Source organism: Micromonospora cabrerizensis, from assembly GCF_022230955.1.
Lineage (GTDB): Bacteria > Actinomycetota > Actinomycetes > Mycobacteriales > Micromonosporaceae > Micromonospora > Micromonospora cabrerizensis.
Genome location: NZ_JAKKFI010000083.1, coordinates 1 through 25,528 on the forward strand (window position 1 = coordinate 1; position 25,528 = coordinate 25,528).

General features: G+C 66.0%; 20 protein-coding genes and 1 pseudogene. 7 read left to right on the forward strand and 14 right to left on the reverse strand.

All coding sequences use genetic code 11. The features are described from left to right. Nucleotides 1–1,443, reverse strand: a 1,443-nt coding sequence (locus LADH09A_RS21910; RefSeq protein WP_238647342.1) for a hypothetical protein, incomplete at its 3' end; no start/stop codon positions are given. A 94-nt stretch (nt 1,444–1,537) separates the two neighbouring features. Then, a complete protein-coding gene (locus tag LADH09A_RS32225) occupies nt 1,538–1,909 on the reverse strand; it encodes a hypothetical protein (RefSeq protein WP_238647343.1) in 372 nt (123 codons plus the stop codon). A gap of 298 nt (nt 1,910–2,207) precedes the next feature. On the opposite strand from LADH09A_RS32225, the gene LADH09A_RS21920 reads away from it, so the two are divergent. Then, the gene (locus LADH09A_RS21920) at nt 2,208–2,936 is read left to right on the forward strand and encodes a DUF4240 domain-containing protein (RefSeq protein ID WP_238647344.1); all 729 of its coding nucleotides are present in this window, start codon (nt 2,208–2,210) and stop codon (nt 2,934–2,936) included. A gap of 177 nt (nt 2,937–3,113) precedes the next feature. Beyond that, nucleotides 3,114–3,332: pseudogene (locus LADH09A_RS21925) on the forward strand (cyclic-phosphate processing receiver domain-containing protein); the annotation flags it as partial. A gap of 449 nt (nt 3,333–3,781) precedes the next feature. On the opposite strand, the gene LADH09A_RS21930 reads toward LADH09A_RS21925, so the two are convergent. Further along, nucleotides 3,782–4,009, reverse strand: a complete 228-nt coding sequence (locus tag LADH09A_RS21930; RefSeq protein WP_238647345.1) for a ferredoxin — start codon at nt 4,007–4,009, stop codon at nt 3,782–3,784. Then, nucleotides 4,006–5,235, reverse strand: a complete 1,230-nt coding sequence (locus LADH09A_RS21935) for a cytochrome P450 (protein WP_238647346.1) — start codon at nt 5,233–5,235, stop codon at nt 4,006–4,008. Before LADH09A_RS21935 ends, LADH09A_RS21930 begins: the two co-directional genes overlap by 4 nt. Nucleotides 5,236–5,860: 625 nt before the next feature. Here LADH09A_RS21935 and LADH09A_RS21940 point away from each other — a divergent pair. Beyond that, nucleotides 5,861–6,379 (forward strand): hypothetical protein, encoded by a 519-nt coding sequence (locus LADH09A_RS21940; protein ID WP_238647347.1) that lies wholly within the window; start codon nt 5,861–5,863, stop codon nt 6,377–6,379. 32 nt (nt 6,380–6,411) lie between these two features. Here the strand turns inward: LADH09A_RS21940 and LADH09A_RS21945 are convergent, their stop codons facing one another. Next, nucleotides 6,412–6,780 (reverse strand): hypothetical protein, encoded by a 369-nt coding sequence (locus tag LADH09A_RS21945; protein WP_238647348.1) that lies wholly within the window; start codon nt 6,778–6,780, stop codon nt 6,412–6,414. 73 nt (nt 6,781–6,853) lie between these two features. Continuing rightward, nucleotides 6,854–7,315 (reverse strand): hypothetical protein, encoded by a 462-nt coding sequence (locus LADH09A_RS21950; protein WP_238647349.1) that lies wholly within the window; start codon nt 7,313–7,315, stop codon nt 6,854–6,856. Between the two features lie 261 nt (nt 7,316–7,576). On the opposite strand from LADH09A_RS21950, the gene LADH09A_RS21955 reads away from it, so the two are divergent. Continuing rightward, nucleotides 7,577–9,652: an MMPL family transporter gene (locus LADH09A_RS21955; RefSeq protein WP_238647411.1), complete on the forward strand. Its 2,076-nt coding sequence runs from the start codon at nt 7,577–7,579 to the stop codon at nt 9,650–9,652. A gap of 56 nt (nt 9,653–9,708) precedes the next feature. Here the strand turns inward: LADH09A_RS21955 and LADH09A_RS21960 are convergent, their stop codons facing one another. Together LADH09A_RS21960 and LADH09A_RS21965 are read right to left on the reverse strand one after the other, a co-directional pair. Then, a complete protein-coding gene (locus LADH09A_RS21960; RefSeq protein WP_238647350.1) occupies nt 9,709–11,067 on the reverse strand; it encodes a HAMP domain-containing sensor histidine kinase in 1,359 nt (452 codons plus the stop codon). A 74-nt stretch (nt 11,068–11,141) separates the two neighbouring features. Then, complete coding sequence (locus LADH09A_RS21965) at nt 11,142–11,825, reverse strand: response regulator transcription factor (RefSeq protein WP_238647351.1); 684 nt, start codon at nt 11,823–11,825, stop codon at nt 11,142–11,144. Between the two features lie 1,219 nt (nt 11,826–13,044). On the opposite strand from LADH09A_RS21965, the gene LADH09A_RS21970 reads away from it, so the two are divergent. The 3 genes from LADH09A_RS21970 (at nt 13,045) to LADH09A_RS21975 (ending at nt 15,212) form a co-directional block, all read left to right on the forward strand. Next, nucleotides 13,045–13,950 carry a septum formation family protein gene (locus tag LADH09A_RS21970; RefSeq protein ID WP_238647352.1) on the forward strand — a complete coding sequence of 302 codons (906 nt, stop codon included), beginning with the start codon at nt 13,045–13,047 and terminating at the stop codon, nt 13,948–13,950. 623 nt (nt 13,951–14,573) lie between these two features. Then, a complete protein-coding gene (locus LADH09A_RS32110; protein ID WP_372492329.1) occupies nt 14,574–14,927 on the forward strand; it encodes a restriction endonuclease in 354 nt (117 codons plus the stop codon). Between the two features lie 123 nt (nt 14,928–15,050). Continuing rightward, nucleotides 15,051–15,212 (forward strand): hypothetical protein, encoded by a 162-nt coding sequence (locus LADH09A_RS21975; RefSeq protein ID WP_238647353.1) that lies wholly within the window; start codon nt 15,051–15,053, stop codon nt 15,210–15,212. Between the two features lie 54 nt (nt 15,213–15,266). Here the strand turns inward: LADH09A_RS21975 and LADH09A_RS21980 are convergent, their stop codons facing one another. The 6 genes from LADH09A_RS21980 to LADH09A_RS22005 form a co-directional block, all read right to left on the reverse strand. Continuing rightward, nucleotides 15,267–16,355: a site-specific integrase gene (locus LADH09A_RS21980; protein WP_308194656.1), complete on the reverse strand. Its 1,089-nt coding sequence runs from the start codon at nt 16,353–16,355 to the stop codon at nt 15,267–15,269. Then, nucleotides 16,355–16,828, reverse strand: coding sequence for a hypothetical protein (locus LADH09A_RS21985; protein WP_238647354.1), 474 nt, complete (start codon nt 16,826–16,828; stop codon nt 16,355–16,357). Before LADH09A_RS21985 ends, LADH09A_RS21980 begins: the two co-directional genes overlap by 1 nt. A gap of 314 nt (nt 16,829–17,142) precedes the next feature. Next, nucleotides 17,143–18,351: a hypothetical protein gene (locus tag LADH09A_RS21990; RefSeq protein ID WP_238647355.1), complete on the reverse strand. Its 1,209-nt coding sequence runs from the start codon at nt 18,349–18,351 to the stop codon at nt 17,143–17,145. Between the two features lie 423 nt (nt 18,352–18,774). Next, nucleotides 18,775–19,962 (reverse strand): McrC family protein, encoded by a 1,188-nt coding sequence (locus LADH09A_RS21995; RefSeq protein ID WP_238647356.1) that lies wholly within the window; start codon nt 19,960–19,962, stop codon nt 18,775–18,777. Between the two features lie 2 nt (nt 19,963–19,964). Then, nucleotides 19,965–22,205 carry an AAA family ATPase gene (locus LADH09A_RS22000; RefSeq protein WP_238647357.1) on the reverse strand — a complete coding sequence of 747 codons (2,241 nt, stop codon included), beginning with the start codon at nt 22,203–22,205 and terminating at the stop codon, nt 19,965–19,967. 926 nt (nt 22,206–23,131) lie between these two features. Beyond that, nucleotides 23,132–24,544 carry a hypothetical protein gene (locus tag LADH09A_RS22005; RefSeq protein ID WP_238647358.1) on the reverse strand — a complete coding sequence of 471 codons (1,413 nt, stop codon included), beginning with the start codon at nt 24,542–24,544 and terminating at the stop codon, nt 23,132–23,134. Nucleotides 24,545–25,528: the final 984 nt, after the last annotated feature.

The following is a 25,528-nucleotide window of genomic DNA, read 5'->3' on the forward strand; positions in this document are numbered from 1 at the left end:
GAGGTCGAAGCCACCGATTCCGTTCGTGGAGGTGAAGACGGTCTCGAAGGTGTCGTCAGGTTTGTGTTCAACGATCCGCACGATGCCGGTGCCCGGCCGGTAGATCAGCAGATGATCGAGTTTCCCCCGGTGCTGGAAATCGAAGGCGACGATCCGGTCCTGCCGCTCTGTGAGGTTGAAACCCCCGATGCCTGAGCCCTGCGAAATGAACGAGGGCCGCCAGTCCGGGTAGGTCAATGTGTCGGACACAGCGTCGTAAAGTTCTTGGTTCTTTGGAACGTATTCCTCGTCGACAATGCCGTACTCGCAGGCCGGTTCCCCGGGGCACCCCGACACATCACTGTACGTGAACAGGAATAGCGGTCCGGTGTACGGCAGTGAGCGCCACAGTTTGATCCCGTCGACCATCCAGCGCTGAAGCAGTGGGGCGGGCTGGTTGAGATCGCCTCGTCGGCCGATGTTGTAGCCCCACTCGGTAGCCCAAATCTTCCGTGTCGTATCACCATGCCGGACCATGACGTCGTGAAGCCGGGCAAGTTCGCCGCAGAGTCGGCCTTGCGCGTCGGGGTATGGCGGGCCGAATGCGTTCAGCCACGGCTGCGTGCAGTTCGGTTCGTCGGCCGGGTGAAAGTCCGAGTAAGGGTGGTGGGCCACGGCGTCAAACGAGTTGCCGAACCCGTTGGCGTATGCCCAGTCGAGCCAGGCTGACGATGTCCGGTCCGGGTGGCCCGTCATCTCCTGGAGTCCACCGGAGCCGCCGGCCAGCACGACGCAGCCCGGACACCGGGCGTGCACGGTCCGGTAAGCGACATCGACCAACTGCCAATAGCGCAACCGCGTGGCGTCGTAATCGGCGCTGTCGAACCTGCCGTCGCCGTTGCCGTCCCACTTGCCAAAGCCAGTCAGGTTCGGCTCGTTCCATACCTCGAACGCGTCGATCAGCGACGAACCATCCGGCGCGGTGAAGTGCGCCATCGTCCGGTCGATGATGCTCCGCCAGTCCTCGTCGCGGAGCGGGAACCACAGCTCTGGCTGCTGCTCGTCGTTGCGGTGGCCGTTGGCCCAGGGCGCGGACAGGCCGAACATGAGCATCACCCGCATCCCTCGGGCCCGCGCCAGCGCCACCTGCCGCTCGACGCGGTCCCACCGCGGTGGGTCACCCTGAGCCCCCTCGACATACCACCAGTCGAACCAGACCCGCACGATTGGCGACCGCCCGGGCACGAACTCAGCCAACTTGTCGAGGTGCCGGGCGACCTCCTGGTCGCTGTCCACTTGCGGCATCAGGCTGGACTCGGCGAATCCGACGTCCTGGTTGGTGAAGGTGGTGGGCGTAGCCGCTGCGGCGGCGGGCACGGGCGTCGCCTGCGGCGCGACGACTAGGCCGCAGGCGATCAGGAGCGTGCTAAGGACCGTAGTCAGCCGTGAAGAAGGCTTTGCCATTAGTGAGTAGCTCCCCCTGCTCTGAAGAATGTGCATCGACAGGGTAAGCCCGAAGCTGCCCGGAAATTTGTCCCGAGCCGGTGGGGAGGGCATATCACGATGCCGGTACCGGGCTGGAGTCCTCGCTAATACTCCCGACCCGCAACTGCCTACCCAACGGCGTGGTCTGCGGTTTGCGTTCTACGGTCGGATGTCGCCCGTCGAGCACCAGGACCGGGTGACCTCCCGGCACTGGCAACGGGACTGCGCCACTGAACTCGTCGCCGCTCACGGGGTGATCGTGGCCGAATACTTGGATGTCGGCTGCTCTCGACGCCGCAATTGGCGGCATCGCCCGCAGGCCGCCGCGCTGCTGGCTGCGCTCGACGATCCAGATCGCGGGTTCGACGCGATCGTGGTCGGCGAGTACGAGCGGGCGTTCTCCGCCAATCAGCTGCAGCACCTGACGCCCGTACTCGAACAGCACGCCGTGCGGTTATGGCTGCCCGAGATGGATGGCCCCGTCGATCATCATGACCCGACTCATCAAGCGTTAATCATGATGCTGGGCGCCCAGTCGAACGTGAGGTGCAGCGCACCCGGTTCCGGGTCGTCACGGCGATGCGGGCCCAAGCGCGGGAGCAGGGACAATATCTCGGGGGCCGGCCGCCCTACGGCTACCGACTCGTGGACGCCGGCCCTCATCCGAACGCTGCGCACGCGCGATGGGGTCGCCGGCTTCAACGCCTCGAACCGGACCCGGCCACGGCCGTACCGTGCGGTGGATGTTCGCTCAACGCCTGGATGGCCAGAGTCTCGCCAGCATGGCGCGCGCCCTCAACGACGCCGGGACGACGGTGCGGGCCACCTCTGGGCGGCCCGCACCGTTGGGGATGGTTTCAAGGCTCGCTGAGCCCATCGGGGTGCTGCCTCTTGGCCACAGCTATCGTCCCGGCGTGACTGACTTCTGGTCCTTGATCGAGGATTCTGCGGGGCACGCGGACCGGGCAGGGTGGATCGAGTCTCAGCTTGCGGCCCGGACGCCGGCGGAGATTGTGGAGTTCGACGTCGCCTTCACCGCGGCGCGTCGCCGGGCCGAGACGTGGACGATGTGGGCCGCCGCATATCGGATCACGTCCGGACTGTGCTCCGGCGACGGCTTCTGGTATTTCCTACCGTGGCTTGTCGGTCTCGGCCGAGACAGCTTCGACCGCCTCAGCGCCGACCCCGACGCGCTCGCCGAGGTCCCGCAGGTGCGCCGGCTGGCCACTTTGAGGGCGGACCAGTGGACCGACGATGACTGGCCGGAGTGGGAGGCGCTCAACTATGTCAGCCGTCAGGCGTATGACACAGCGACCGGTGAGAGCGAGGGCATCATCGACGCGTTGCGGGCAGTCCACCACGACTATCCGGAAGACCCGGCGCCCACCGGGAACCGGTGGGCCTTCGACGACGAGACCGAGATGAGCCGGCGCCTCCCGCGGCTCAGTGCGCTATTCCCATCCACCCGCTGAGCCTCGGACACGCGGCAGACGGGCCACTCTTGAACACCTGAAGGCAGACGGTCGACTACCTCGGGTCTTACACCCGCTCATCGTCATGAGCGGACGTCGCCCGGCTGATGACTGGGAGCGCCATGACTAACATCTTCGGATCCACCGAAAGGGTCTCCCAGCAGGCATCATCATCGTGTGAGCGCCCGCCGAACGATCGTCATGGTGGATGACCTGCGTTCGCTTGTGAACGGCCGTATCGGCGAGGTGGTCCGCACCAGCGACGCCGGAGTTGAACTCCTCGATCGGTACCGGGACCGGCGCTTGGATGAACTGTGGCTGGACCATGACCTCGGCGGGGATGACACGATCTGGCCGGTCATGGAGGTCCTGGAGCGGGCGGGAAGAGCGACCCGGAACAGCTCCTGATCGCGGTAATCGTTGGCGACACAACTCGGTCGGAGGTGTAGGTGAGCAGCCGCTCGCGGTCCACGTCCGTCAGAACCCGTCGTCCGGCCACACGCTCGGGCGTCTCGTGGGCACCTCCAGCGACCAGTCCCAGTGCACCAGATCGCCACCCCGCGCGATGGTGACGTCTGTGGATTCGCGGCGTACACACCGCACACACAACGAGCGATCGCAACGGTGCGCAGCTCAGAGTCGGCCACGAGACGATTGGTGGGAACGAGGACGTCGTACGGGTCCATCCCGAGACCTGCTCCGGCAGAGGTCATCTCCGTACCGTTGACGTAGAACTGCACTTGAGAGGCGTGGTTCATCGCTCGTCACTTCAGCCTCGTCGCTGATCTGCCGAACTTCCGCAGCTGCCCAGCTCGTGGGCGCAGACGGCCGGGCTCGATCTCGGGTCACTCCTGCGGTGCGATCAGCCGGTCGTCGGTGGCGTCGCGGACCGTGATCGCCTCCACCGGGCACGAGTCGGCGGCGTCGAGGACGACCTCGGCCGGGGCGACGACGTCGGCCAGCGGCGCGGAAAGGCCATCCACCAGGCGGAAGTGCTCGGGAGCGGTACCGGTGCAGATGCTCGTGCCGATGCAGCGGCGCAAGTCCACCCCGATCCGCCAGACGGTACTCACCAGGCCACCGGCATTCCGAGCAGGCCCCGCACCAACATTCCGCGCTTCCACTCCAGCTCGGCCTCCGGTACGGCGAGCCGCAGTCCGGGCAGGCGAGTCACGAGGGTGGCGACGGCGACCTGCAACTCCATGCGGGCCAGCTGCGCGCCGACGCAGTGGTGTACGCCGTGCCCGAAGCCCAGGTGCGGGTTCTGCTCGCGGTCGAAATCCAGCCGGTCCGGGTCGGCAAAGACGGTACCGTCCCGATTCGCCGACGAGAGTGAGCCGAGAACCGGCTCACCGGCCCGGACCAGTATCCCGCCGACCTCGACGTCCTCCTTGGCGTACCGGGCGAAGGAGGAACCGACGCCGAGCGGCACGTACCGCAACAGTTCCTCGACCGCGGCCGGCACCAGCGACGGGTCGGCCCGCAGCCGAGCGAGCTGGTCCGGATTGTGCAGCAGGACGTAGACGAAGTTGGGGATCTGGGTGACCGTGGTCTCGTGGCCGGCCGCGAGCAGCCCTCCGGCCAGCTCCACCAACTCGGTCTCGGTGAGCCGATCCTGATTCTCGTCGCGGGCCCGGACTAAGGCGCCGAGCAGATCGTCGATTCCCTCCTCGCGTCGGCGCTCGGCGACCAGAGCACCGATGTAGCCCCAGAGATTGTTCAGGTACTCCTGGATCGTTTCCATGGGCAGGGAGGTGGTCGAGACGATCGCCTCGGACCAGATGTGGAAGCGGTCGCGGTCGGCGTACGGGACCCCGAGCAGCTCGCAGATCACCTGGATTGGCAGTGGCGTGGCGACGTGCTCCACCAGGTCGGCCGGAGGGCCGAGCCGGACCATGTCGTCGACCAATGCTTCGGCGATCTCCTGGGTTCGGGGTCGCAGCGCCTCTACCCGACGTGCCGTGAACGCCTTCGCCACCAACCGGCGAAGCCGAGTGTGATCGGGCGGGTCCATGGTCAGCATGCCACTGTACTGCTGGCGCGGGGTGAGCCTGGGCTCGTCGCGGTGGACGGCCGGGGCGCGGCCGAACCGCACGTCGCCGAGGACCGTACGGACGTCCTCGTACCGGGTGGCGAGCCACGCCTCCTCACCGTAGGGGAGCTTCACCCGGGTCATCGGCTCGTTCTCGCGCAGCTCGCCATAGGTCGGATCGACGGCGAGGCGGTCGGGCAAACTGAACGGGTACGGCCGCGCGGGCGGAACGGTTCGACTCCCGGTGGTCTGCGCGCTCTCCGTCATCCGGATTCCCTTCGTTGAGACGGCGTGATCCTCAGGCCGGCACCATGTCGTAGAGGCGCCGGACTGCCAGCGTCCAGGCTTACGATCAGCACACATCAACGCTCAGTAATGCATCGGTATCGGATCGTAGCGACAGATGTCGATGATCGCCATGGAGGCTGATCCGCGTCCGCACACGGCAGCGTTCTCGTGGCGAACCGCCTGTGGGGCCTCTTCCTCGACAACCAACCACTCCCCCGCGTCGGTCGTCGCGAGTTGGACCAGTCGCAACCATTGTCGACAAAGCGCCACGGCCGCAGCGACGTAGCGCAGGTCGCAGCGGCTGACGAACTCGTCATCCCCGTCGTCGCTGGCGTGCTGCAGCCCACGGCGGGCAGCAATGACTCAGCACGGCCTACTTCACGATCAAACGCCGGCAATGGCTGCGCCCAGAGTCGTCGACCGCTGCACAGAACCCCAGAGCGCTCTGCGGTGAGACAGGATGCCGCAGCCATGCTGACCTGGGGAAACGTGGAGCCGCAGGCAGGGGTGGTTGCAGTTGAGCGCCGTTCGTTGCCCTTGGGCGCAGTTCAAGGGCGTTCTGGGCGCCCTGCCCGCCCGTAGCCTGCTCGGGCACAATCCCCCGGTGGAGTTCGACTTTGGTATCGCTGGTTACCAGCCGGATTGGCTCAACGGAGTCGACGAGATCGCCGACCGTCACGGTCACCGACTGCAGAGCCTTGCCTGTCGCCGGCTGACCTCTACTTGGCTGGTGTGGGATGACGGCCACGACGAGTGGTTCGCTGACTGCCCGGTAGTGCTCGACTTCGCAGGAGAACGCCTGGAAGTCAACCACCAGAAGTTCGACGATCTGTCGATCACGTGGAATTCGATCGACGTGACCCGGAGGCCGCAGTGGCCGACATCGGACGGCTTCCAACTGCGGTGGCGCGATGATGTCCCCGCCGTGTTGGCGGCCCGGTGCGGGCAGCGGCTTGAGGCGGTAGAGCTTCTCGAGTGGGCCGGCGACGACCTGGCGGCCGGTACCGTGACCGTGGGCCTGAAATTCGCGGACGGCTGGCTGACCGTTTACAACGCTTTGGACGAGAACGGGCTCGGGTTCGGCGACCTCCCGCCGGAGTACGGCCGACATCGCCTGGGTTGAGCACACACCACGGCAAGGTGACCGCCTCGTGGCTAAGCCATCCAAATCACGCGGCCCAACTTCCGCTGCACCACGCGCAGGAGCTTGATCGTCTCCTCATCAGAAATGCCAGTGGTGATTGACCAGTCGCAGCCAGAACCCATCACGTCGCTTGCGAAGACGATCTCAAGGGCCAGCAACGCCTTTCGCCACTGCGACCTCGTCAGCGACCCCCCGGAATCCAGCGCCTCTCGCAGTCTGCGCCCCTCGCCCCGCCACAAGTCCTCCTTGCTGTCGAACCCCATGGCCCGGGCGAAATCCTCCGTTGGGTCCGCGGGTCCGCCCCACTCACCCAGCCCACGGCTCAACAGGAACCGCTCGTCTGCAGTGAGATCGACCGCTACAACGTCAGAAGCGCCCATGGCGCAATTCTGACCCACAGCCGCACGAGAAGTTCACCCCGCCTTGCGGCAGGTGCGGACGCTGTTGATGCAGTCAGTGGTCATCGGCGTAGTAGGAATGCACGACGGGTTGTCCGGTGTAGTTGGCACCAGCGCGATCGCCGGCGCCGAGGTAGCCAGACGGGAGGCGGACGTCGCGGCGGCCGGTGCAGCCGATCCGGTCGGCGACGGGAGTCGTAGGAGAACTCGGCGGCGCGTAGTCGGGCGGCGAGGCGCTGCCCAGCGGGTCGCCCGTCAGGAAGCCGAACGCTGGACAGGTCCGGGTTCGGGGTGAGTCAACTGTGCACAGTAGAGTCTGACGGCCGCCGCGGCAGGTGGAGCCGCTCACCGTCGAGGGACTGCAGGACAGCATCCGGCGGGTGAGCGGCACCGACGTCACGATCACCACGATGTCGTTCCGGACCCGCTGGATCGACACCGCCGCGGCCGCGTGGACCGGACGGGTCAACACCGTCGCTGCCCGCACGGACCCGGTGGACGTCGACGCGTTGCTCATCCGGGCCCGACGGCTGTGTCGCCTGGGCCTTGCCTACCGGGCAGGACCTCGACGCCAGCACGGTGGTGCGTGCGCTGGGCACCTGGTTCAGCCAACCGGCCTGAGCGCCGTTTTAACAGTCGTCTCAGATTCGCTCGGTATGAAGTCGGCATCAGATAAGCGATGTGACCCGTCTGTAGGAGGCTAGTGATGGCAGTCAACGCAGCGCCGTCCGGGGAAGCACCAGCCGGTCGGTTGGCAGGCCGGTGGGTGCCGTGGTTGGTGATTGGCCTGTGGGTGGCGCTGGCGGCGGTCATGGTGCCGTTGAGCGGAAAGCTGAGCTCGGTCACTACCGACAGAGCCGTGGACACCCTGCCGGCCGGTGCCGAGTCCACCAAGGTGGCGGTGCTGGAGGACAGTCTCCCCGGCGGTGAGGACAACACGTTCGTGTTCGTGTACCACCGCGCCGACGGCATGACCGACGCCGACCGCGCGACGGCCGAGCGCCACTACAACACCCTTGCCAAGCGGTACCCGCCGAAGGTGACGGCCCTGGCCGGCGAGGACGACGAGGGCCCACCGACGAGACTCTCCACCGACGGCAAGGCGATGATGTTCACCCTCGACGTGAGCACGACCTACGGCGCACCGGAGGCCATCGTCGGGCCGTTGCGTGACGCCGCGAAGGACCGCCCCGCCGGCCTGGAACTCGACGTGACCGGCCCGGCCGCGATCGACGGCGACATGGACGCCGTCTTCGACGGTATCGACCTGCAGGTCTTCCTCACCACCGTCGTCGTCGTAACGCTCCTACTCATCCTCACCTACCGCAGCCCGGTGTTGTGGTTCATCCCGCTGGTGGTCGTAAGCGCGGCCGCACTGACCGCGATGGCGACCGTCTACCTGCTCGTCAAAGGCTTCGGCATCGTGGTCAACGACCAGAACTCGGCGCTGCTTACGATCCTGGTATTCGGCGTCGGCACGGACTACGCGCTGTTGCTCATCGCTCGATATCGGGAGGCACTGCACCACCACGAGAACGTCCGGGTTGCGATGGTTCACGCGTTGCGCGGCGCGGCGCCGGCGATCGTCGCGTCCGCGGCCACCGTGGTCGCCGGCCTGCTCTGCCTGCTCGTCGCGGACCTGAACAGCACCAGCGGGTTGGGCCCGATCGGTGCGGCCGGCATTTTGTGCGCGCTGGTGGCCATGCTGACGCTGTTCCCCGCGGTGCTCGTGGTGCTCGGCAGGCGGGTCTTCTGGCCGGCCATCCCGCGGTTCAGCACGACCGTGGAGCAGAAGCCGGGGCTGTGGGGACGGCTTGGCACCGCCATCAGCCGCCGCCGCTGGGTGGCGACGCTCGGCTCGCTCGGAGTCCTCGGCGTGCTCGCTCTCGGGCTGGCGGGCAATACCGGCGCCCTGCGGGAGCAGGACCAGTTCCTGTCCGCGCCGGAGTCGGTCACCGGCTTCACCGTTCTCCGCCAGCACTTCCCGGAGCTCGGCGGCCAGCCGATGACGATCTTCACGCGGCCGGCGTACCAGGAGCGGGTGCTCGACATCGTCAAGGGCACCCGCGGTGTGGCCATGACCATCCCGGGTCAGACCAAGGGTGGCTGGGCCGACATCTCCGTGTTCCCGACGGACGCGCCGGACACCGTCGCGGAGTACGACACGATCAAGCGGGTGCGCACCGCCGTGCACGCGGTGAGCGGGGCGGAGGCGATCGTCGGCGGGCCGAGTGCGGAGAACCTCGACACCGAGGTGACCACCAGCCGCGACGAGAAGCTGGTGATCCCGCTGGTGCTCGCCGTCGTCCTGATCGTCCTCGGGCTGCTGCTGCGCGCGGTCGTGGCCCCATTGGTCCTGATGGCCACCGTGGTCGTCTCATTCGCCGCAGCCTTCGGCGGCAGCGTGTTCGTCTTCGACACGATCCTCGGGTTCAAGGGCATCGACTATTCGGTGCCGCTGCTGGCGTTCCTGTTCCTGGTGGCGCTCGGCGTCGACTACAACATCTTCCTGGCCAGCCGCGCCCGGGAGGAGGCCGTGCGTCTCGGCACCAGAGAGGGCATGCTCAAAGCCCTCTCCGCCACCGGTGGCGTCATCACCTCGGCAGGCCTAGTCCTGGCGGCCACGTTCGCGGTCCTCGTCTCACTTCCGCTGGTGATGCTGATCGAGGTCGGGTTCCTGGTCGCCTTCGGCGTGCTGCTCGACGCCCTGCTGGTGCGATCGGTCCTGGTGCCCGCCCTCACCCTGCTGATCGGCCGGCGGATGTGGTGGCCGAGCCGGCTGGCCCGACCGGTGGAGCCGCCGGACGGGCGACAGCCGCTCGCCGACGACGAGGAGCCCGCGCTGCAACGGTGAGCGCGGCGGCACGGGCGAGATCCGGGACGGAGCCTCAGGCCCGTCCCGGATCTTTCTCATGACCCGGCGGTGGGCCGCGTGTTTCGACCGGGCGGGGCCGCGGCCGGAAGGTCGACCCGAAGCAGCGCGCCACCGCGTGCGGAGCGGGCGACGGTGGCCCGGCCGTCGTGGGCGTCGACGACCCGCTGAACGATCGACAGCCCCAGACCGGATCCTGGCAACGCCCGGGCGCTGTCGGCACGGTAGAACCGGTCGAACACCCGCAGTACGTCGACTGCGTCGATGCCCGGCCCGGCGTCGTCGACCTCGAGCACCGCCGACGCGCCCTCGGCACAGAGCCGGACCTGGACCGGCTGGTCCGCGGGGGACCACTTGCCGGCGTTGTCGATGAGGTTGAGCACCGCCCGTTGGAGCGCAGCGGGACGCCCGCTCACCCACACGGAGGTCACGTCGAGCGCGACCTCGATGTCAGGCACGCGGGAACGCGCCCGGGTCGCGGCGGCCACCACCACGTCGGCGAGGTCGAGCAGGTCGGTGCTCTCGTCGGTGACGTCACCGCGCGCCAGGTCGGTCAGTTCGGCGGCGAGGGTGCTCAACTCGGCTACCTGGGCACCGAGGTCGTTGAGCAGCCGGGTCCGGCTCTCCGCCGGCAGCGCGCTGTCCAGGGCGCCGCGCCGATCGAGCCGGATCAGCAGTTCGACGTTGAGGCGCAGGCTGGTGAGCGGGGTCTTGAGTTCGTGGGCGGCGTCTTCGGCGAGTAGCCGCTGGGCCCGCCGGGAGTCCCGGAGCGCGGCGAGCATGTCGTTGATCGACTGGATCAGCCGCCGGATCTCCCCGCCGCCTTCATCCGGGATGTCGGCGTCGAGATCCTGGGTGTGCGCGACGCGTACCGCGGCGGCGGTCAGCCGGTCGATCGGTGCCAGCCCGGCCCGCGCCACGGTCCGCCCGACAAGGGCGCCGCCGACCACGCAGAGCAGCCCGATCAGCAGCATGCCGAACCCGAACCGGTTGATCGGGCTGTCGTTGGCGACGCGGGCCACCTGGACCGCGCCGTCGCCCGCCCGCAGCGTGTAAATGAGGTAGCCGTCCTCGTCGATGTCGTTCGACTCCATCAGGTCGGCCGACGCGCCCTGCGCCACGCGCCCGGCGTGCTCGCTGACCGGGGGCAGCGCGGGTTGGCCGACCGGGGTCCGGGTCGAGCCGTCGGGCAGGATGACCCGCACCAGTCGACCGGATCCGGGATACGGCGGTAGCTGGACCTGCGCCAGACCGGCGCGCTCCGCGTCCGTCGCCAGGACGCGGGAGTCGGCGCGCAGCTGATCCTCGGCGGTGTCCTGCAGTTCCCAGTCCATTAGCTCGCTGGCCACCTGGAAGGCCATGAACACGCTGACGGCGATGGCCGTCGCCGCGATCACCGTCAGCCTGGTCCGCAGGGACCGCCGGCGCCACCATCGGGTCAGCTGGCGCGGTTCCCGTCCGGCGGGCCTGCTCACGGAGGAGTCTGCCGCAACGTGTATCCCAGGCCGCGCAGCGTGTAGATCAATCGCGGCTCACCCTCGGCCTCCATCTTGCGGCGCAGGTAGCTCACATACACCTGGAGGTTGTTGGCGGTGGCGCTCATGTCGAAGCCCCAGATCGCCTCGAACAGCGTGTCGCGGGTCAACACCCGGGTCGCGTTACGCACGAGGACCTCCAGGAGGGAGAACTCGGTCCGGGTCAGGCGCAGCGGCCGCCGGCCCCGCCACGCCTCGAACCTGTCGGGATCGAGCCGGACGTCGGCGAACGACAGGACCTGCGACTCCCCGTCGCCCGGCGTGCGCCGGCGCAGCAAGGCCCGCACCCGGGCCAGCAACTCCTCGGTGGCGAACGGCTTGGGCAGGTAGTCGTCGGCGCCCGCGTCCAGCCCTGCGACCCGGTCCGAGACCTGGTCACGAGCGGTCAGCATCAGCACCGGCAGATCCCGACCCGCCGCCCGCAACCGCCGGCAGGTCTCCACCCCGCCGAGGCGGGGCATCATCACGTCGAGGATCAGCAGATCCAGCGTGTCACCGCCGGCCCCACCGACCCCGTCGAGCACGGCGAGACCGTTGGCGACGGTGCTGGTGTCGTAACCCTCGACCTGGAGAACCCGCTCCAGCGACTCACGGATGGCCGCGTCATCATCCGCGATCATGATCCGCACGCCGACGCACCCCCTTCCAGTCGATGCTTTTGCCGCTCATGGTCCCCGACCAACCTGAGGCCAGGATTAGAAGGTCTGGGCGCACGGTGGACCGCAGCATCCCATCGCCACGACCAGGTGCACTGTTCTCGGCATGTACGGACGTCGCCCTACTGCCTCCGCGGGGGTGCCAACGCTGACCGCCTTCGGGTCCGCCGAAGAGGTCTTCACCCCGAAGCGCCTGGTCAGGGCGTTGCCTCTGGGGATCGGAGTCTCGAATGACGGAACTGCAACGGACTCCAGCAAGCTCACCCGCAACGCTTTACATCGATTTGACGCAGACCTATAGGCGTGGCCTTAGGCGAACCGAGACGTCGGCCGGCACCAGCCATCCCGGGAGCAGCAACGCCTGACCACTTCGACATCTACTGGGAGGTCACGCCGCACCGCTCCACCGCATCACGACAGGTCACAGCCATCGTCTCTCTCCGAAATCGGTGAGCACTTCGGGCGCGGAGACCGCTTCGCCAACCTGCACCCAATCTGCTCCCACTTGCAAGGCCAGGCCAACCAACGGCTCCTTACCGCCTTGACCTGCGCACACTCCCGTAACAGGCGGCATAGAGCGTTGTCGACTACATCGCAGAACCGCGGAGCACTACGCGGTGAAACAGGACGCCGCACCCGCTCTGACCTGCGGCAACCTAGAGCCGCAGGCAGGGGTGGGTGCAGTTGAGCACCCTTCGATGCCGTTGGACGCGGTTCAAGGCCGTTCAGGGCACCCCGCTGCTCCCAACCTGCTCCCCCCAAAACCGGGCTCGCACCAGGCCGCCGACCGATCGTGAGCTTCCGGCCAGGTACTTTGGTGGACACCAGTGCTGGCTTCCCACAGCCGCATCGGTCGATCGGGGAGCACGCTCACGATCGCCGCGCCTTGTCAGCGGCATGTTCGGAAGGGCGATCAAGCGTCGAATCACGCGGCGGATTGCCGAAGACGTACGGCATCAGATTTCTTGGCCGCAGTGCGCCATGCTGCATGGTGATGGCCTGCGCAAGGCGGTCACGGTCCGCCTCGAAATCGGCGCAACGAGTTTCGACGTTGACACGATGCTGACCTGGCTGCCGCCCGCGCTCTCAGCACCTGGGCCCCGCCGGATGTCGCACGCCGGACGGGGACCTTGGCGATGCCTCCGGGTGGCATATGCTGCCGCGGCACGACGGGGAGGGTGACATGCGACGGTGGCGGGTATGGGGGGCGGTGGCCGCCCTGGCCGGGGTGACGGCGATGGCGGGGTGCCGGGCACCGGCAGGGCTGGACGGCGACCTGACCGACGACTGGCCGCCCGCCGCGGCGGCCGCGCAGTTCACCCCGAAGGCGGGCGACTGCCACGTGGATCCCGAACCGTCGAGTTACCTGACCAGCTACAACCCGGTCGACTGCACACGGCAGCACCTGCTGGAGACCTTTTACCTGGGCACGTTCACCGGCGCGGTAGCCGAACGGGAAACCCCGCCGCCGGTGGGCTCGGCAATGCTGCGACCGGCGTTTGCCGAATGCGACGCGAAGGCGACCGCGTTCGTCGGTGGCGACTGGCGGGGCGCTCGCCTGACGGTGCAGGTCGCGCCCCCGTCTCCGGGCGGATGGCAGGGTGGCAGTCGCTGGTTCCGGTGCGACATCTTTGAGCTGGACACCGCCGACGGCGGCTCGGCGCAACGGCATCCGGACGACCACCCAGTGCAGCACACCGGCAGCCTGCGGGACGAACTGAAGGGCACGTCACCGCTGGCCTTCGGGTGCCTGAACGAGGACCGGTACGGCAAATTCGAGCAGAGCACCTGCGCCGGGCCGCACACCTTCGAGTACGTCGGCTCATGGACGGCGCCCGACACCTCGTACGCGGACGCGGACCGCGACGAGGACGGCGTGCACGCGAAGTGCCGGACCCTCGTGGCCCGATATGCCAAGGTCCCGGTTGACAGCACGCTGCGCTACCGCACGGGCACCTCGTACCTCGTGCCGGCCGTGGAGGCGTGGGCGCGCGGCGACCGGGGAATCCGATGCTTCTACTGGTCAGGAGGCCCGAAGGTGACTCGCTCGATCAAGGGCGGTGGCACAAGGGCGCTGCCGGTCCGCTGAGCGCGCTCATCGCCGTCTGGATGGTGCTGGCTGTGTCCGGGGCTGTTGCCGGAATTCACGAAGGTCACGAGGCATCGACGTACGGCTCTGCACGGCGGGGGTGCTCGCGTCGACTCACCTACCAGACCGAAACGCAAACGGTGCGTGCTGCAGTCGATCTCAGCACGCACCGTGGGCAAATCATTGGTGTCCGAGGGGGGACTTGAACCCCCACGTCCAGCATCCATGCACCAGATAGGTGCTCATGCGCCCAATCTACCAGCGGCGCGGACCGGCAGTTCCGAGTCCAGAGCACGGGTCTCGCAAACCCGCCGAGCAGTTCGCCAAGAGGAGTCCACAGCCCACTCAGCCGGGCTGACGCCGATCCCAGCGTCTCGGCTGATGGCTGTCGGCATGGTGGTGGGTGGCGGATGCCAAGGATTCCGACACAACCTTGGACGATCACCACCCAATCACGACGGCGTTCGCCGGGCCACCCCCTGTCCCGCGATCTCCGCCTGGTGGGGCCGCTCTCGCGCCTGAAGAACTGTCGGAGGGAACGACTACGCTGCTGTCTAGCGGTAACCAATCACGCAGCGGGGGTGGTAGCGATCAGGAGTGGAAGAAGCTATGAGCGCCAGGTCATGCGGTACCTCACCGAGGAAGATCAGCATGTCACGTTCGAACTCGATGCGAGAATCTCCGACAGGAGTCAGCGCTATCGTCGCCAGGTCGACATATGGCTACCGAAATCTCGCGAAATCGTGGAGTGCAAGAATCACACTCGCCTGGTGGGCGTGGGAGTGGTAGATGCCCTTGTGGGCGCAATCGACGACACCGACGCCCACGGCGGACGGATTTTCAGTAACAGCGGATTTACCTCGATCGCTCGAGCTAGGGCAGAGAAGGCAGGAATCAGTTGCATTGAACTTCCGCACGATGACCAAGTCGAGTTCTTTCACACATCCAAAGGTGGAGGCACGTATTACGGTGACTAATTGGACTTGTGTTGGGCCTCGACCAAGGACTGCGACAGCGTAGGAAGGATCAATTACTGCGACGAAGAAGGGGTCGATCTGCCAATAGTTGTAGGCAGCAGTGTCGATTGGGGGAACGTTCAGATGCGCGGCTTCATCGCCTATATCCTTCTGGCGCACCAGCTCGGGAAGCCGCCAGCAGAGTGGACAATCGACAACTTCGTTTATGAGCATGGAAGCATGTTCGAATCCGGATTCGAGTGGACAATCGACGAAGGCAAGGTAAGCCACCTGGCGGTGGCATGAAATAAACGACGCTGCAGCCCGACTACGGACTGGGTAGCCAGAACCAGAGACTCCCTATGTTCCATCTCGGGTAGATGGGCCGATAAGACCTTGGGTGTTTACCCCTCGCACTCCGACCGCTGCCGAGAGCAGAGGGTGCGACTCACCTGTTAAGGCTGCCAAAGCTCGGGCGACCTCGTAGACGTCGGCTCGCACATAGGTGCTGGTAGTGCCTGCATCAGACCTGCCGTTGTGACCTGCGAACGCTCGGGCTACTGCATAGCCGAAGCTCCGCTCCACCCAGGTCAAGGTTGTGTGGCGTAGCCAATGCGTGCTGACCTGCTGGGTAGCCACCCAAGGCAGGTGCCTACCGAGGCGCTGCCAAAGATGGTCGTGGCGCCGGCTTGTGATGGGCCGACCGTTTCGGTATCTGAGCAACCGATCAGTCGGTTTGCCACCACCTCGGTCATCAGAATGCCCCGCAAGCTGAGTGGCCAGCGTAAGTGAGACGGGTTGCCACCGCACGGTCTCGCCCTTCTCGTGCAGCTGGACCATGCACTGCTCCATATCGAGATCCGCGCGGCGGAGGGCAAGCCCTCCACCCCTCCTGCACGCAGTCTCGATATGGAGTCGCAAGATCAGGGCGTCGAGCTCAGGGTCGTTGCCGGTGGTAGCAGCGACTTCGTTGATCGAAGCAAGCTGCCGCTCGGACAGTGCGCGCCTCGTGCTGGCCAGGCGTCGGGGCTTGGGCACCCGCTTGGCAGGGTTGTTGAACTCGGCGATGAGCCCGTCGGCCTCGGCATAGCTGTAGAGGCACCTGAGCGAAGAGATGAGGTGCTCCGCGGCCGTCCGCCCACCGCGAGAGTTTCTTCGCACTACGAGCTGGTCCTTCATGCGCTCGGCGAGCTGCCTGATCTCCAGCGGCGTCGGCTCGTTCAGGCGGCGGCTGCCCCAGACCTCTCGGACCCTGTTCCAGTAGGTGCCGTAAACCCGTCCCGTGCCCGCCGTTACCGCCTCAGATACGCGTTCGATGTACTCGTCGAACGTGGGGACCACACGAGGTGTGCTCTGCACGGCCAGGAGCTGCTCCGGCGTTACCCCTAGCCGAGTCAGGAGGAGCCGAGCCGCCTCCAGTTCGTCGCCCCCGCTGAAGGCCGACCCCATCACGCTGCCTCACGTACGCCGTATCGCGAAACCATGAGCTCCAGTGCGCTCATCGTGTAGACCAGCAACACGGAGCGGTCCAGGTACGCCAGCACCAGGAGACGATGACCTCTTTCGACGCCGCAGCTCCGCCGTACTGAGGACGGCAGCACCAGGTGACCTTGCCGGTTGATCGTCCACCGCCCGCCGCGCCGCGCGGTCACCGTGATCACGTTGTCCCTAGCGACGAGGTCGACGGGACGACCGGCGAACCACCCGAGGGCTTGTAGTGGCCTGCGGTCGGCTAGACGGCCGCTTACGTCGACGGATGTGACTGCGCAATGTACCGCCTGAGGCTTGAGGGTCCGCGCGAGGCGCGGCAACGGCAGGCCGCGGGCGATAAGGTTGTAGTGGTCGTAGGGACCGGCTCCCACCTGACCATCCTCGGGTCCCTTGCTTGCCGATACGGCTATCTCACCCTGTTCATGCAGCACGCGATCACCTCCCGTGATCAGCAGACCCCCCGGCCAGACGTCGCTGGTGGCTTCGTCCCGCTGTGATCAGTGGGAGTGCTCCCGACGCCAGCTCAAACCATGCCGAGGTCCGGCTACCGTGCCGCTACCTGTGAGAGCCACGAAAAGCGGCAACGGTAACGCATTCGCCGCTGGGCCAAGCGCAACCGAGGCTGCGCCGTCGCAACCAGGCCACGCCAGCCGTTCCAGAGCTTGGTGACAACGGCGAACATAGTTGCGTGTAGAGCGAAGGCAGTCCAACGCGCCGCAGCAGCTACCCCACATAGGCCGCAGATCTATAAGAAGAGGTCTGCGGTCTTGGGGAGCCCGACTGCCGCGAGATCGATGTCTAGCCAGGCGGGCTCGTCACCGTACGCGGCTGCCCACCAGTCGGTGTGTTCGGTCGCCTCACTGGAGAGCGGAACGATGAACGTCTCGCGCACGAGGTAGGGGTGGGTGAGTCGTCGGAGGAAGACTCCGGACTCGGAACGACCGGTAACCGCTTGGGCGGCGGCATCGTTACCCCCGAAGATCACCCCGGGCCCACTCGACAGTACGACGCCGTGGGCGTTCGTAGGCCAGGTGATCTTGCTGCGGATCAAGGCAGCGATTGCGTCGATGCGGTCCGCTAGCTCCATCGTGGTCCACTCTGTGAACTGAAAGAGCCCGTCCAGGCAGTCCACGCGTACCCAGGCAGGCAGCGGGCCGGCGATCTGCGCAGCCTTCTTAGCGAGAGTTCGACCGAGCCGGTGCCAGCCGTCACGGTTCTGGGGAGCGCCGGTGAAGCTGGGTCCCGGCGGTGACAAGTCCGGGTAGATCGCCACCACTCCAACATCCCCTCGGAGCACCTGCACCTCGTGCGACTCTGCTGCAACAGACGCAAGGACGCCGACGGCCCTCAGCCACTCCCGCGTCTCGGTTTCGTCCATGTGATCGTCGAGCGCCACTACACAGGTCACATCGTGCGTACGCTCGATTCCCCTGATCACGGCCTGGACATGGTCTTCGTAGTCTTCCCACGCCATGTCGACCGCTCCCCGAGGAACCGTGGTGGTCTCGACCATCCACGGCCTTCGCTCAGGGTCGATGAGGAGATCCGCGTTCTTGACTGAGCCGGGGATCGGCGGCTCGAAGCTACATGGCGATCCGGAGCTTGCTGCCGCGCGAGCAACCTCCAGTTGAAGCCAGGTGTGCCGCCAGGTTGCGGTGTCCACGCCCTTTCTCATGTTGGTCCGGACTTTCGCGAACGTAGGCTCACCGGCTGCAGCGTCCAGCCACAGCGCCCATGACAGCAACTGAGGTAGCGCGTAGCGGTGAGTACCGACGAGCAGCAGTTCGCGTGGCACCCAGCCTTGCTTCTTGTACTGGCGGCCCAGCCAGCTCTCCCCGAGGTGCATGCGCAATCGACCGACAGCCCACCGCGCTGCGGCAACGCCATTGTCGGGCAAGCCATTGCGGACGATCATCTCGTCGATTAGCTGCCAGGTCGGTCCAGCCTCGCTCATCTCGCCAGGATGGTATCGATGAGCCCTCCGTACAAGCTTCTTTTGAAGGCGGGCAGGATCTCTGACCGCAGGAAAGAAGCCTGGTCGGCGTCGTCCTCGGCACACCGACGAGTGCACCGGTGCTGTGAGGGAGGCGCCGCGGTACCCGTCCAGCCGGACGGTAGAACGGCGTCAGGTCAGATGGGTTGCCGCGGAGCTACCCCAATGGCAGGGCCGGAGGGCCGGTCCGGAAGGACACACCGCGGGCGGGCATCCAAGCCGAGAACCCACCGCTCCCCGAACCGCTCCTGTTCACCGAGTCGCATCGCCGCATTGACTCATGCTTATTGCCGGCGACGCCGTCGGAGAGGATGAACCAGTCCGCAGCGATCGACCGCCGCGTTGCCCTGTCGTTGATCGGCCGCCTGCAGGTCGTCGCCTTCCTCAGTAGGCGCTTGGCGCGGCTGCCCGCCGCACCAGCGCCGCAACGTCATGGAGAATCTCGTGCGGCTGCCTCAAGAGGTCGAGCGGGTGATGGATGATCTCTATCGTCGTATTCCGGATGTGCTTGCGCTCCGGCGGAGTCGTTCCCTTCGCGTATACCAGCCATCCAGTTCGCACATCGAGGGCAGCACAGTAGGCGAGCATCTGGTAGGTGTCTCCGTTCGGAAAACCCGACGTCGGATGCTCAAGCTTGTACTTTGCATCGAACACCGCGACGGGCCGACCGTCGACCAGATAGACCAGGTCGGGCCGAATCGGGATGCTCTGTTCGGCATCCAGATACGTCCGATACTGCTCCTCCACCACTCCCGGACAGGATCCGAGCGCCTCACGGATCGCGGCGGCGACGAAGTTCTCGAAGACTGTGGCCATGTTGACGGCGAAGGCAGCGATTGCGATGCCGCCGGCATCGGGCTCAGCGGACTGGTTATCGAGGATCAGCTCGGCCAGCCGGAGTGCGGGCACATACCTCATGTTGATCCGACTGGGGCTCCACAGGGGAACCGGCGCATGGGGTGGAAGGACGGGTACGCCGGCAAGGCGTGCGTCCAGCCGCTCCAGCCGCTCCCGTGCGGACGGCAGGAGCCGGGGCACGGCCAACATTCGGCGTACAGCGGTGCGGAGCAGGCGGTTCTCGACGATGTCGACGGTCCAGTCGTCGAACTGCACCTCGATCGGCAGCGGTATGGCCGGCCGACGGGCGAACTGCTCGGCGAATCGAACTCGCCCACGGATCAGCGGAAGCGCCTCCTCGAACGAGGTGTACCCCTGCAGGAGACCACCAGCGAGGGCCCGCTCGGCCTGCCGGATCAATGACTCGGCCATTGCCGGCCACAGTCCTGACGCCGGTGCCGCAGTTACGTCCTCTGGGCGGAACCGCGGGTCTTTCGCGTACCCGAGAAAGAACAGCAGCCTCACCACGCCGACCTTCGGCTGCACCTGGACGTCGAGGTCTCCGGCGCGGACCGCGCCCACCTTGCCGCCGGGTCGAATACGCCAGCTCCTGCCCTCGGGGGTCAGCTTGACCAGGCCGGACGCCCGGAGTATCCGCACCTGAGCGTCGTCGAGGGGCCGCAGCACACCACTGGTATCCAGTTCGGGCAGGATGACCGCATCCACGCTGTCCACTGCTACTGCACGTCATCCGAATCATCGGCAACGTTGACGGAAGCGGTTTGGGCACGGACCGCAGCCAGTCCGAATCGGCTGTGCACCTGCGCCCGGCTGAGTCGACCGTAGTAGTGCTCCTCGAGCAGCGGGAGCAGATCGTGCCGCCAGACGCGCTGGAGCGCAGCCTCATCGTCGAGGCCGGGCCGCATGAGATACGAAGGCCCGATCTTGAAGTCGTGATCTTGGGCACCGATCAGGGTGTTGAGTGAGACCAACAGCCCGGCACGCTCGTCGTCCTCGCGGCCGTTGGCGGCAAGCCAACTCCCGAGAACATCGCGAACCGGATCCTCGTCGGGGTGCAGTTCGACGAACGCGAAGCGGCGTCGGATGGCCGCGTCGATCATCGCGATCGACCGATCAGCCGTGTTCATCGTCCCAATGATGAACACGTTGGGTGGCAAGTTGAACGCCTCGGACGGCGAGTACTGCAGCCGCACCGTGGATTCGCGGTACTCGAGCAAGAAGTACAGCTCACCGAAGACCTTGGCCAGGTTCGCCCGATTGATTTCATCGATGATCAGCACGTACGGGCGGTGCCGGTCGTTTCTTGCCTGCGAAGCGATCTCCCGCAGCGGGCCTGGTGTCTTGACGAAGCTCACTGCGCCGCCCTCGACGTTCTCGACTGGCCGGAACCCTTCGAAGAAGTCCTCGTAGGCGTACGACGGGTGGAACTGCACAAGGCGTATCGCGTCCCGCTCGGCCACGTGGCCCGCCAGCGCTCGGGCCAGGTAAGTCTTGCCGGTGCCTGGTGGGCCGTACAGAATGATCTGCGACCGCTCCTGCCACAGCTCGACCAGCCCGGTGAGCCAGTGGGTGCTCATGTGTACATGCTCAGCCAACGCCACGGTGGCGGCGTTGAGCTTCAGGGTGGTGGGGCCGACCGCTCGGTCCACGACATCCGCCGTGCTTGCCGTGCCGGTTTCCTGCTCTACCTGGCTGATTGACTCGAAGAGCTCGATCAGCACTGGCAGTGCACCGGTCAGATCGACCACGTTTCCCTGTTGATCCAGCTCCGCTGGCAGGGGTGCGGGAAGCGCGGCAGCCTCGAGCGACGCGACGGCCCATTCGGCCGGCCGGCGCAGCTCGCTACCGGCTGCGGCCGGACGAAACTCCGGCCCACCGGCAAGGATTCCCAGATACATCCGGTCGTCGATGAGCGTCGTCACGATGTCGTCGCTTTCCATCTGGCTCAGGAAAGCATGGAACTCGTTGGCGTAGCTGACACGTTGGGCGTAGTCGAGGTGCCGGTATCCGGTATCCACGGCCGACCGGATGTCGGCCCGGGACGCGCCTAACGCGACATCCCCAAGATGCGCGGCACTTAGGGATACGAACGAGTCTTTCAGCCAGTCAGCCAACAGGCGGGGACCCCCGTGACCCGGACGGATCAGCCAGGCTCGCCGTTCACCGGGCGGCCTCTCCTTGACTCGCCACTGATTCACGAATGGCGGCAGGTAGTAGTCCACTGGCTGGCCGGTCTCGCTCTGGATTCTGGCGGTGATCCCGAGCAGATCGCGGTTGATAGATGGCGTGCGATCGCCTGGATCGCTGAAGGCGTCGCGGATCGCCCGCTTGTGCCCAGTGTTAACGATCGGCAGGAAGTGCGTGGGAAACCGCAGATAGAGCAGCGACTCTCGCAGGGATGGAACGATGTTGGCCTCGTCCAACAGGGACTGCCACTCCCAGGGGTCGGCCAGCGCACGCTGCCGGCGGTCGGGGGAGATGGTCCACCAGTCAGACAGGAGGACGACTGCGTCCGCCAGCCACTTCCAAATCATCGTGTGGCCGCCGATGCCGCCGTTCCATGTCCCCTGCTCGAACGCGGCCAGCACCTGCTCCGGGATGGCAACTGGTTCCTTCATCCAGCCGAGCACTGTGCTTACCCGTTCGCGCAGCTTGCCGGCGCTCAGGTTCATCAACGGTAGTCCCTGCAGCGTCAGCAGCTCCGCTGTCAGTTGGATCGCGAGGTCGGATCCAGGCTCGAGTTGCCTGTGCAGCTTGACCAGGAACGAGTCCGTGCCGGTATCGACCCGTTCGTTGTACAGGTGGAACAGCTCTTCCGCTGTCTCCGCACTCCAGACTGGACGCCCGGGCGTGAAAAGGGATCCGCCTCGATTCAAGCCCTGCTCGAGGAGCTCCCAGCCAACACGGCGGACCAATTCGTCGTCGCGGGGAGGGACAATCGCAGCACTATCGTTCATGATCCGCTTACTCCCCTAGCTGATCGTCAGGTCCGTAGGCGCAAAGCTCAGGTCGGGTGAGGCTGGGCCGACCGGTGAGGGGCGACCAGCTTGACGAACCGCCTGCTCCACACCAACCTCAGGCGCACAGAGAGAACCGAGGTCGAAAGAATATCCGGTGGATTCGGCCGGTCAAGCTCTACACGAGAGCGGCCGGGATGGGCTGTTCGTTGGGTCGAGGCAGCTGCCACCACCACGCGGGTACTGCCAACCATGGTGGGCTCAAGATCACCCCGACGATCACCTCCTCGCCAAGCACGAATCGATCTTGAGCGTCAACTTTTGCCGCGCGACGAGCACGGCCCGACGCAAACTCCGAGCGACTATTCGGCTGCTTGAGGATGAGTAGCGCCGGACGGCAGGATCCCGGCTCCCCAGGGCGATGCGGTGACGCTCTACCCTCATTCGTGCCGTGATCCCAGGGCCTTACGCCATCGACCCTAGCCAAAGCCGCGGAACCAAGCCGGCCACGGCATCCACCACCGCACAACGTCGGGCAGCCGCAGCGAGCCACTCCGTTCCCGAAGCATCCGCCATCCTGTCTGCCATCGACCCGCCCGCCGGGGAGCGGGCCGCCGCCCGGCCCGCCACCACCCGCGGACCTCGACGGCTCGTACGGACGCTGGCGGGCCGGGCGGCGGTCTGCTCGGCTTGCCCGGGTCGTTGGCAGACAGGATGGCCTGCCGCCACCAACCTCGGAGCCGGCGGCCGCGGACCGCCTCCGGCCATCCTGGAGCCGGAGCGCCCCCGCCGGAGGCGCAGTAGTCGCTATCCACGCGGCATGCCGCCCGCTGACGCAGCTGCCGCTGTCCCCCACTTCGCGCCCCGCCAGGAAGCGCCGGACCAACCTGACGTGTTTACGATGCAGGCCCGAACAACCTTCCTCATCAGCTCTCAAGAAGCCCCGCGTGCTCCAGCACCTGCCGGAGTGCAGGGTCGACGTCGGCATGGCCCCGTTCGAGGCTTTTCACGGCCACAGTCGAGGCATCTGGCGCGTTGTCAACGTGGAACGTCTCCCAACTTCGACAGATCGGACAGCGGCGGCGAAGCAGGTAGGGGCGCAGCAGATGAAGCCTGCCGTCCTCATTCCCAAGGTACAAGCTTCCGACCTCGAGGTCGTTGCTCGCGTAAAGTCGCTGACGACTCGGCACCAGGGCGATGTCGCCCATTAGCTCTTCGTACTCCACCTGGGCAATCCTCTTGAGAGCGTCCCAACGGAGGCCTGTTACATGCACGAAGGGCATGTCGGCGAGGAATGAAGCCTGTTCTAACAGGCTCCTCAAGTCAGCGTGTGCTTCCTGGATGGCGGACGGAAGATCAATCGCGTCTACGCGCCGCAGATGCGCCTTGTCGTTACGGCGTTGAGCCAGTCGCAGCCGAGCGGATGTCGCCTCCGGGCCAGCAAAGGCGCGACTGATGTCAGTCAGGGGGTCACCATCGGGTATACGGCGGAATGCTCTGCTCTCCGCTGCCTCCTGAAGGATCGTAGCCCAGTCCCCGAATCCAGGCCCGTTGGTTCCTCCCCGAGACAGTCTTCTCCGGATACCGCCTACGGCTCCGAGACGAAGCCCCTTGTCGCTTGACAGCGACAAGACTACGAGAGCTGCGTAACATAGCAAGACCTCGCCGGCCTCGAGAATTGCTTCGTAGGCCGCCTCGTGAAGACCTCTGGAGAGTAGGACCTGCACATCGCTCCACCGGTAGGCGATGGGGTGCGGATAGCGAGTGCGCACCTGATGGCTGAAGTCGTCCAGCAAAGCCGCAGCTTCCACTCGCATGCGTAGTCGGCGCCCGGATACCAGGATGCGTCGCCTCGCGATGACTGCACTCTCATCTTCGAAGACGGACTCAAGTATCGCCTCGGACTCATTCTTCCAGTTCTCTAGCTGCGATCTCGCGGATTCAAGCCCTTCCAGAGTCGCGGCGAGCGCTGCATCGGGCTGCGGAATGCGTAGATCACTTAGAATAGAAGGGGCGAGATCGGCAATGGAGAGTCCTGCTGCATACCTCCGAACAAGTGGCGACCGGAGAAACAAGACGGCGACGAGGCGTTGGGGACCTCCCAGATGCGCGTCGGCGCGCAATGTAACGACGGTATTGTCCGCAGCCAGGGGCAAGTCGTTCGCGGCCACCTCCGCAACACGCAAATTGTTCCGCGACTGTGGTGAGAATATTCGCCGGAGCAAGATGTCCCCCGCTCGCAGCTGTTGCTCCTGGGAGACCTCCGCCCACCGGGAGGAGTCGTCGCTTCCGGCTACGGTGCCGTCGTGCCTGAGATCCCGCCCCGACACGACCCGCACGAGTCCATCCTGCTGCTGATTTTTCAGCATTCGGCGATCAGCAGCCTGATGTAGTGCTGGTGCCGGAAAGCTAAACAAGTCCCCTAAGCGGGTCGTCGTGCCCCACACATGCAACTCCGACCATCGTGCTGTCAGGACCGGATCGTTCAGCTCGATGGAAAGACTCTCGCCCGAGTCCGGAGGGCGGGGCAGGACGTAACCGAACTTCTCACTACCGCTTACGCGGTTTAGAAGGCGTCGGAGATCAGTCTCCGCCACCTCGCCCTTCTCATGGCGTGGTAACCGGAATAGCTTGAGGGGTGGAGGTGCCAACGAGCGTGGCCGCCAAAATATTGCTGCGGCCTCAACGCGCTCATGAACCTCTGCGAAGATGCCCGCCGCAAAGACAATCAGGCATGGCTGCCAAGACTGATCAACGATCTCGCGGAAGGTCCGGCTGCTGGGAGCAGTTAGTGCGCTCGTCGGAAGCAATGCCGCCAGTAAGTCTTCGGCGCCACTCGGCCGCGTTGCGGCTACGACGATCTCGTGAATGGTCCGCAAGGCGCTGTCCACTGGAGCCACCGTCGACCGCCCGGATGTTCGCCCCCACGGCGGAATCAACAGCACCGGTGCGGTCCGAAGTAGACCGGTGGCGCTATCGGCGAGATCTGACGGAGAACTCGTTGAGTGCGAGCGCCATGCATGCTTTAGCCCTATTGGTCCGTTGTCTTCAGTAGCCACTACAACCGGCTCGCGGCCGTCCAGGCTGACGAAGGCCAACTCAAGTAGGCGAAGGAACGACGCCTGCCTAGCCATCTGAGGGGAAGTGCCGAAGGTCACGGTAGTGATCATATTCGCATTCGGTCACATCAGGTGCCAGGCGGCATCCGTTAATTTGGACCCCCTGATCAGGAGGTCCGCCGCTCAGGCGCATTTGCCAACCCTAGCCTGAAGTGATCTCCTCTGCTCTCGTGGCCTCACGGTAGGCACGGGCCTGCCACGGCC

Excerpts from the sequence above, each read along its gene's own strand:
- LADH09A_RS21920 (WP_238647344.1), top strand. The coding sequence starts at position 2,208 with ATGTTCGCTCAACGCCTGGATGGCCAGAGTCTCGCCAGCATGGCGCGC.
- LADH09A_RS21935 (WP_238647346.1), bottom strand. The coding sequence starts at position 5,235 with ATGACGGAGAGCGCGCAGACCACCGGGAGTCGAACCGTTCCGCCCGCG.
- LADH09A_RS21945 (WP_238647348.1), bottom strand. The coding sequence starts at position 6,780 with ATGGGCGCTTCTGACGTTGTAGCGGTCGATCTCACTGCAGACGAGCGG.
- LADH09A_RS21950 (WP_238647349.1), bottom strand. The coding sequence starts at position 7,315 with ATGAGCAACGCGTCGACGTCCACCGGGTCCGTGCGGGCAGCGACGGTG.
- LADH09A_RS21965 (WP_238647351.1), bottom strand. The coding sequence starts at position 11,825 with ATGATCGCGGATGATGACGCGGCCATCCGTGAGTCGCTGGAGCGGGTT.
- LADH09A_RS21970 (WP_238647352.1), top strand. The coding sequence starts at position 13,045 with ATGCGACGGTGGCGGGTATGGGGGGCGGTGGCCGCCCTGGCCGGGGTG.
- LADH09A_RS32110 (WP_372492329.1), top strand. The coding sequence starts at position 14,574 with ATGCGGTACCTCACCGAGGAAGATCAGCATGTCACGTTCGAACTCGAT.
- LADH09A_RS21975 (WP_238647353.1), top strand. The coding sequence starts at position 15,051 with ATGCGCGGCTTCATCGCCTATATCCTTCTGGCGCACCAGCTCGGGAAG.
- LADH09A_RS21980 (WP_308194656.1), bottom strand. The coding sequence starts at position 16,355 with ATGGGGTCGGCCTTCAGCGGGGGCGACGAACTGGAGGCGGCTCGGCTC.
- LADH09A_RS21990 (WP_238647355.1), bottom strand. The coding sequence starts at position 18,351 with ATGAGCGAGGCTGGACCGACCTGGCAGCTAATCGACGAGATGATCGTC.
- LADH09A_RS22000 (WP_238647357.1), bottom strand. The coding sequence starts at position 22,205 with ATGAACGATAGTGCTGCGATTGTCCCTCCCCGCGACGACGAATTGGTC.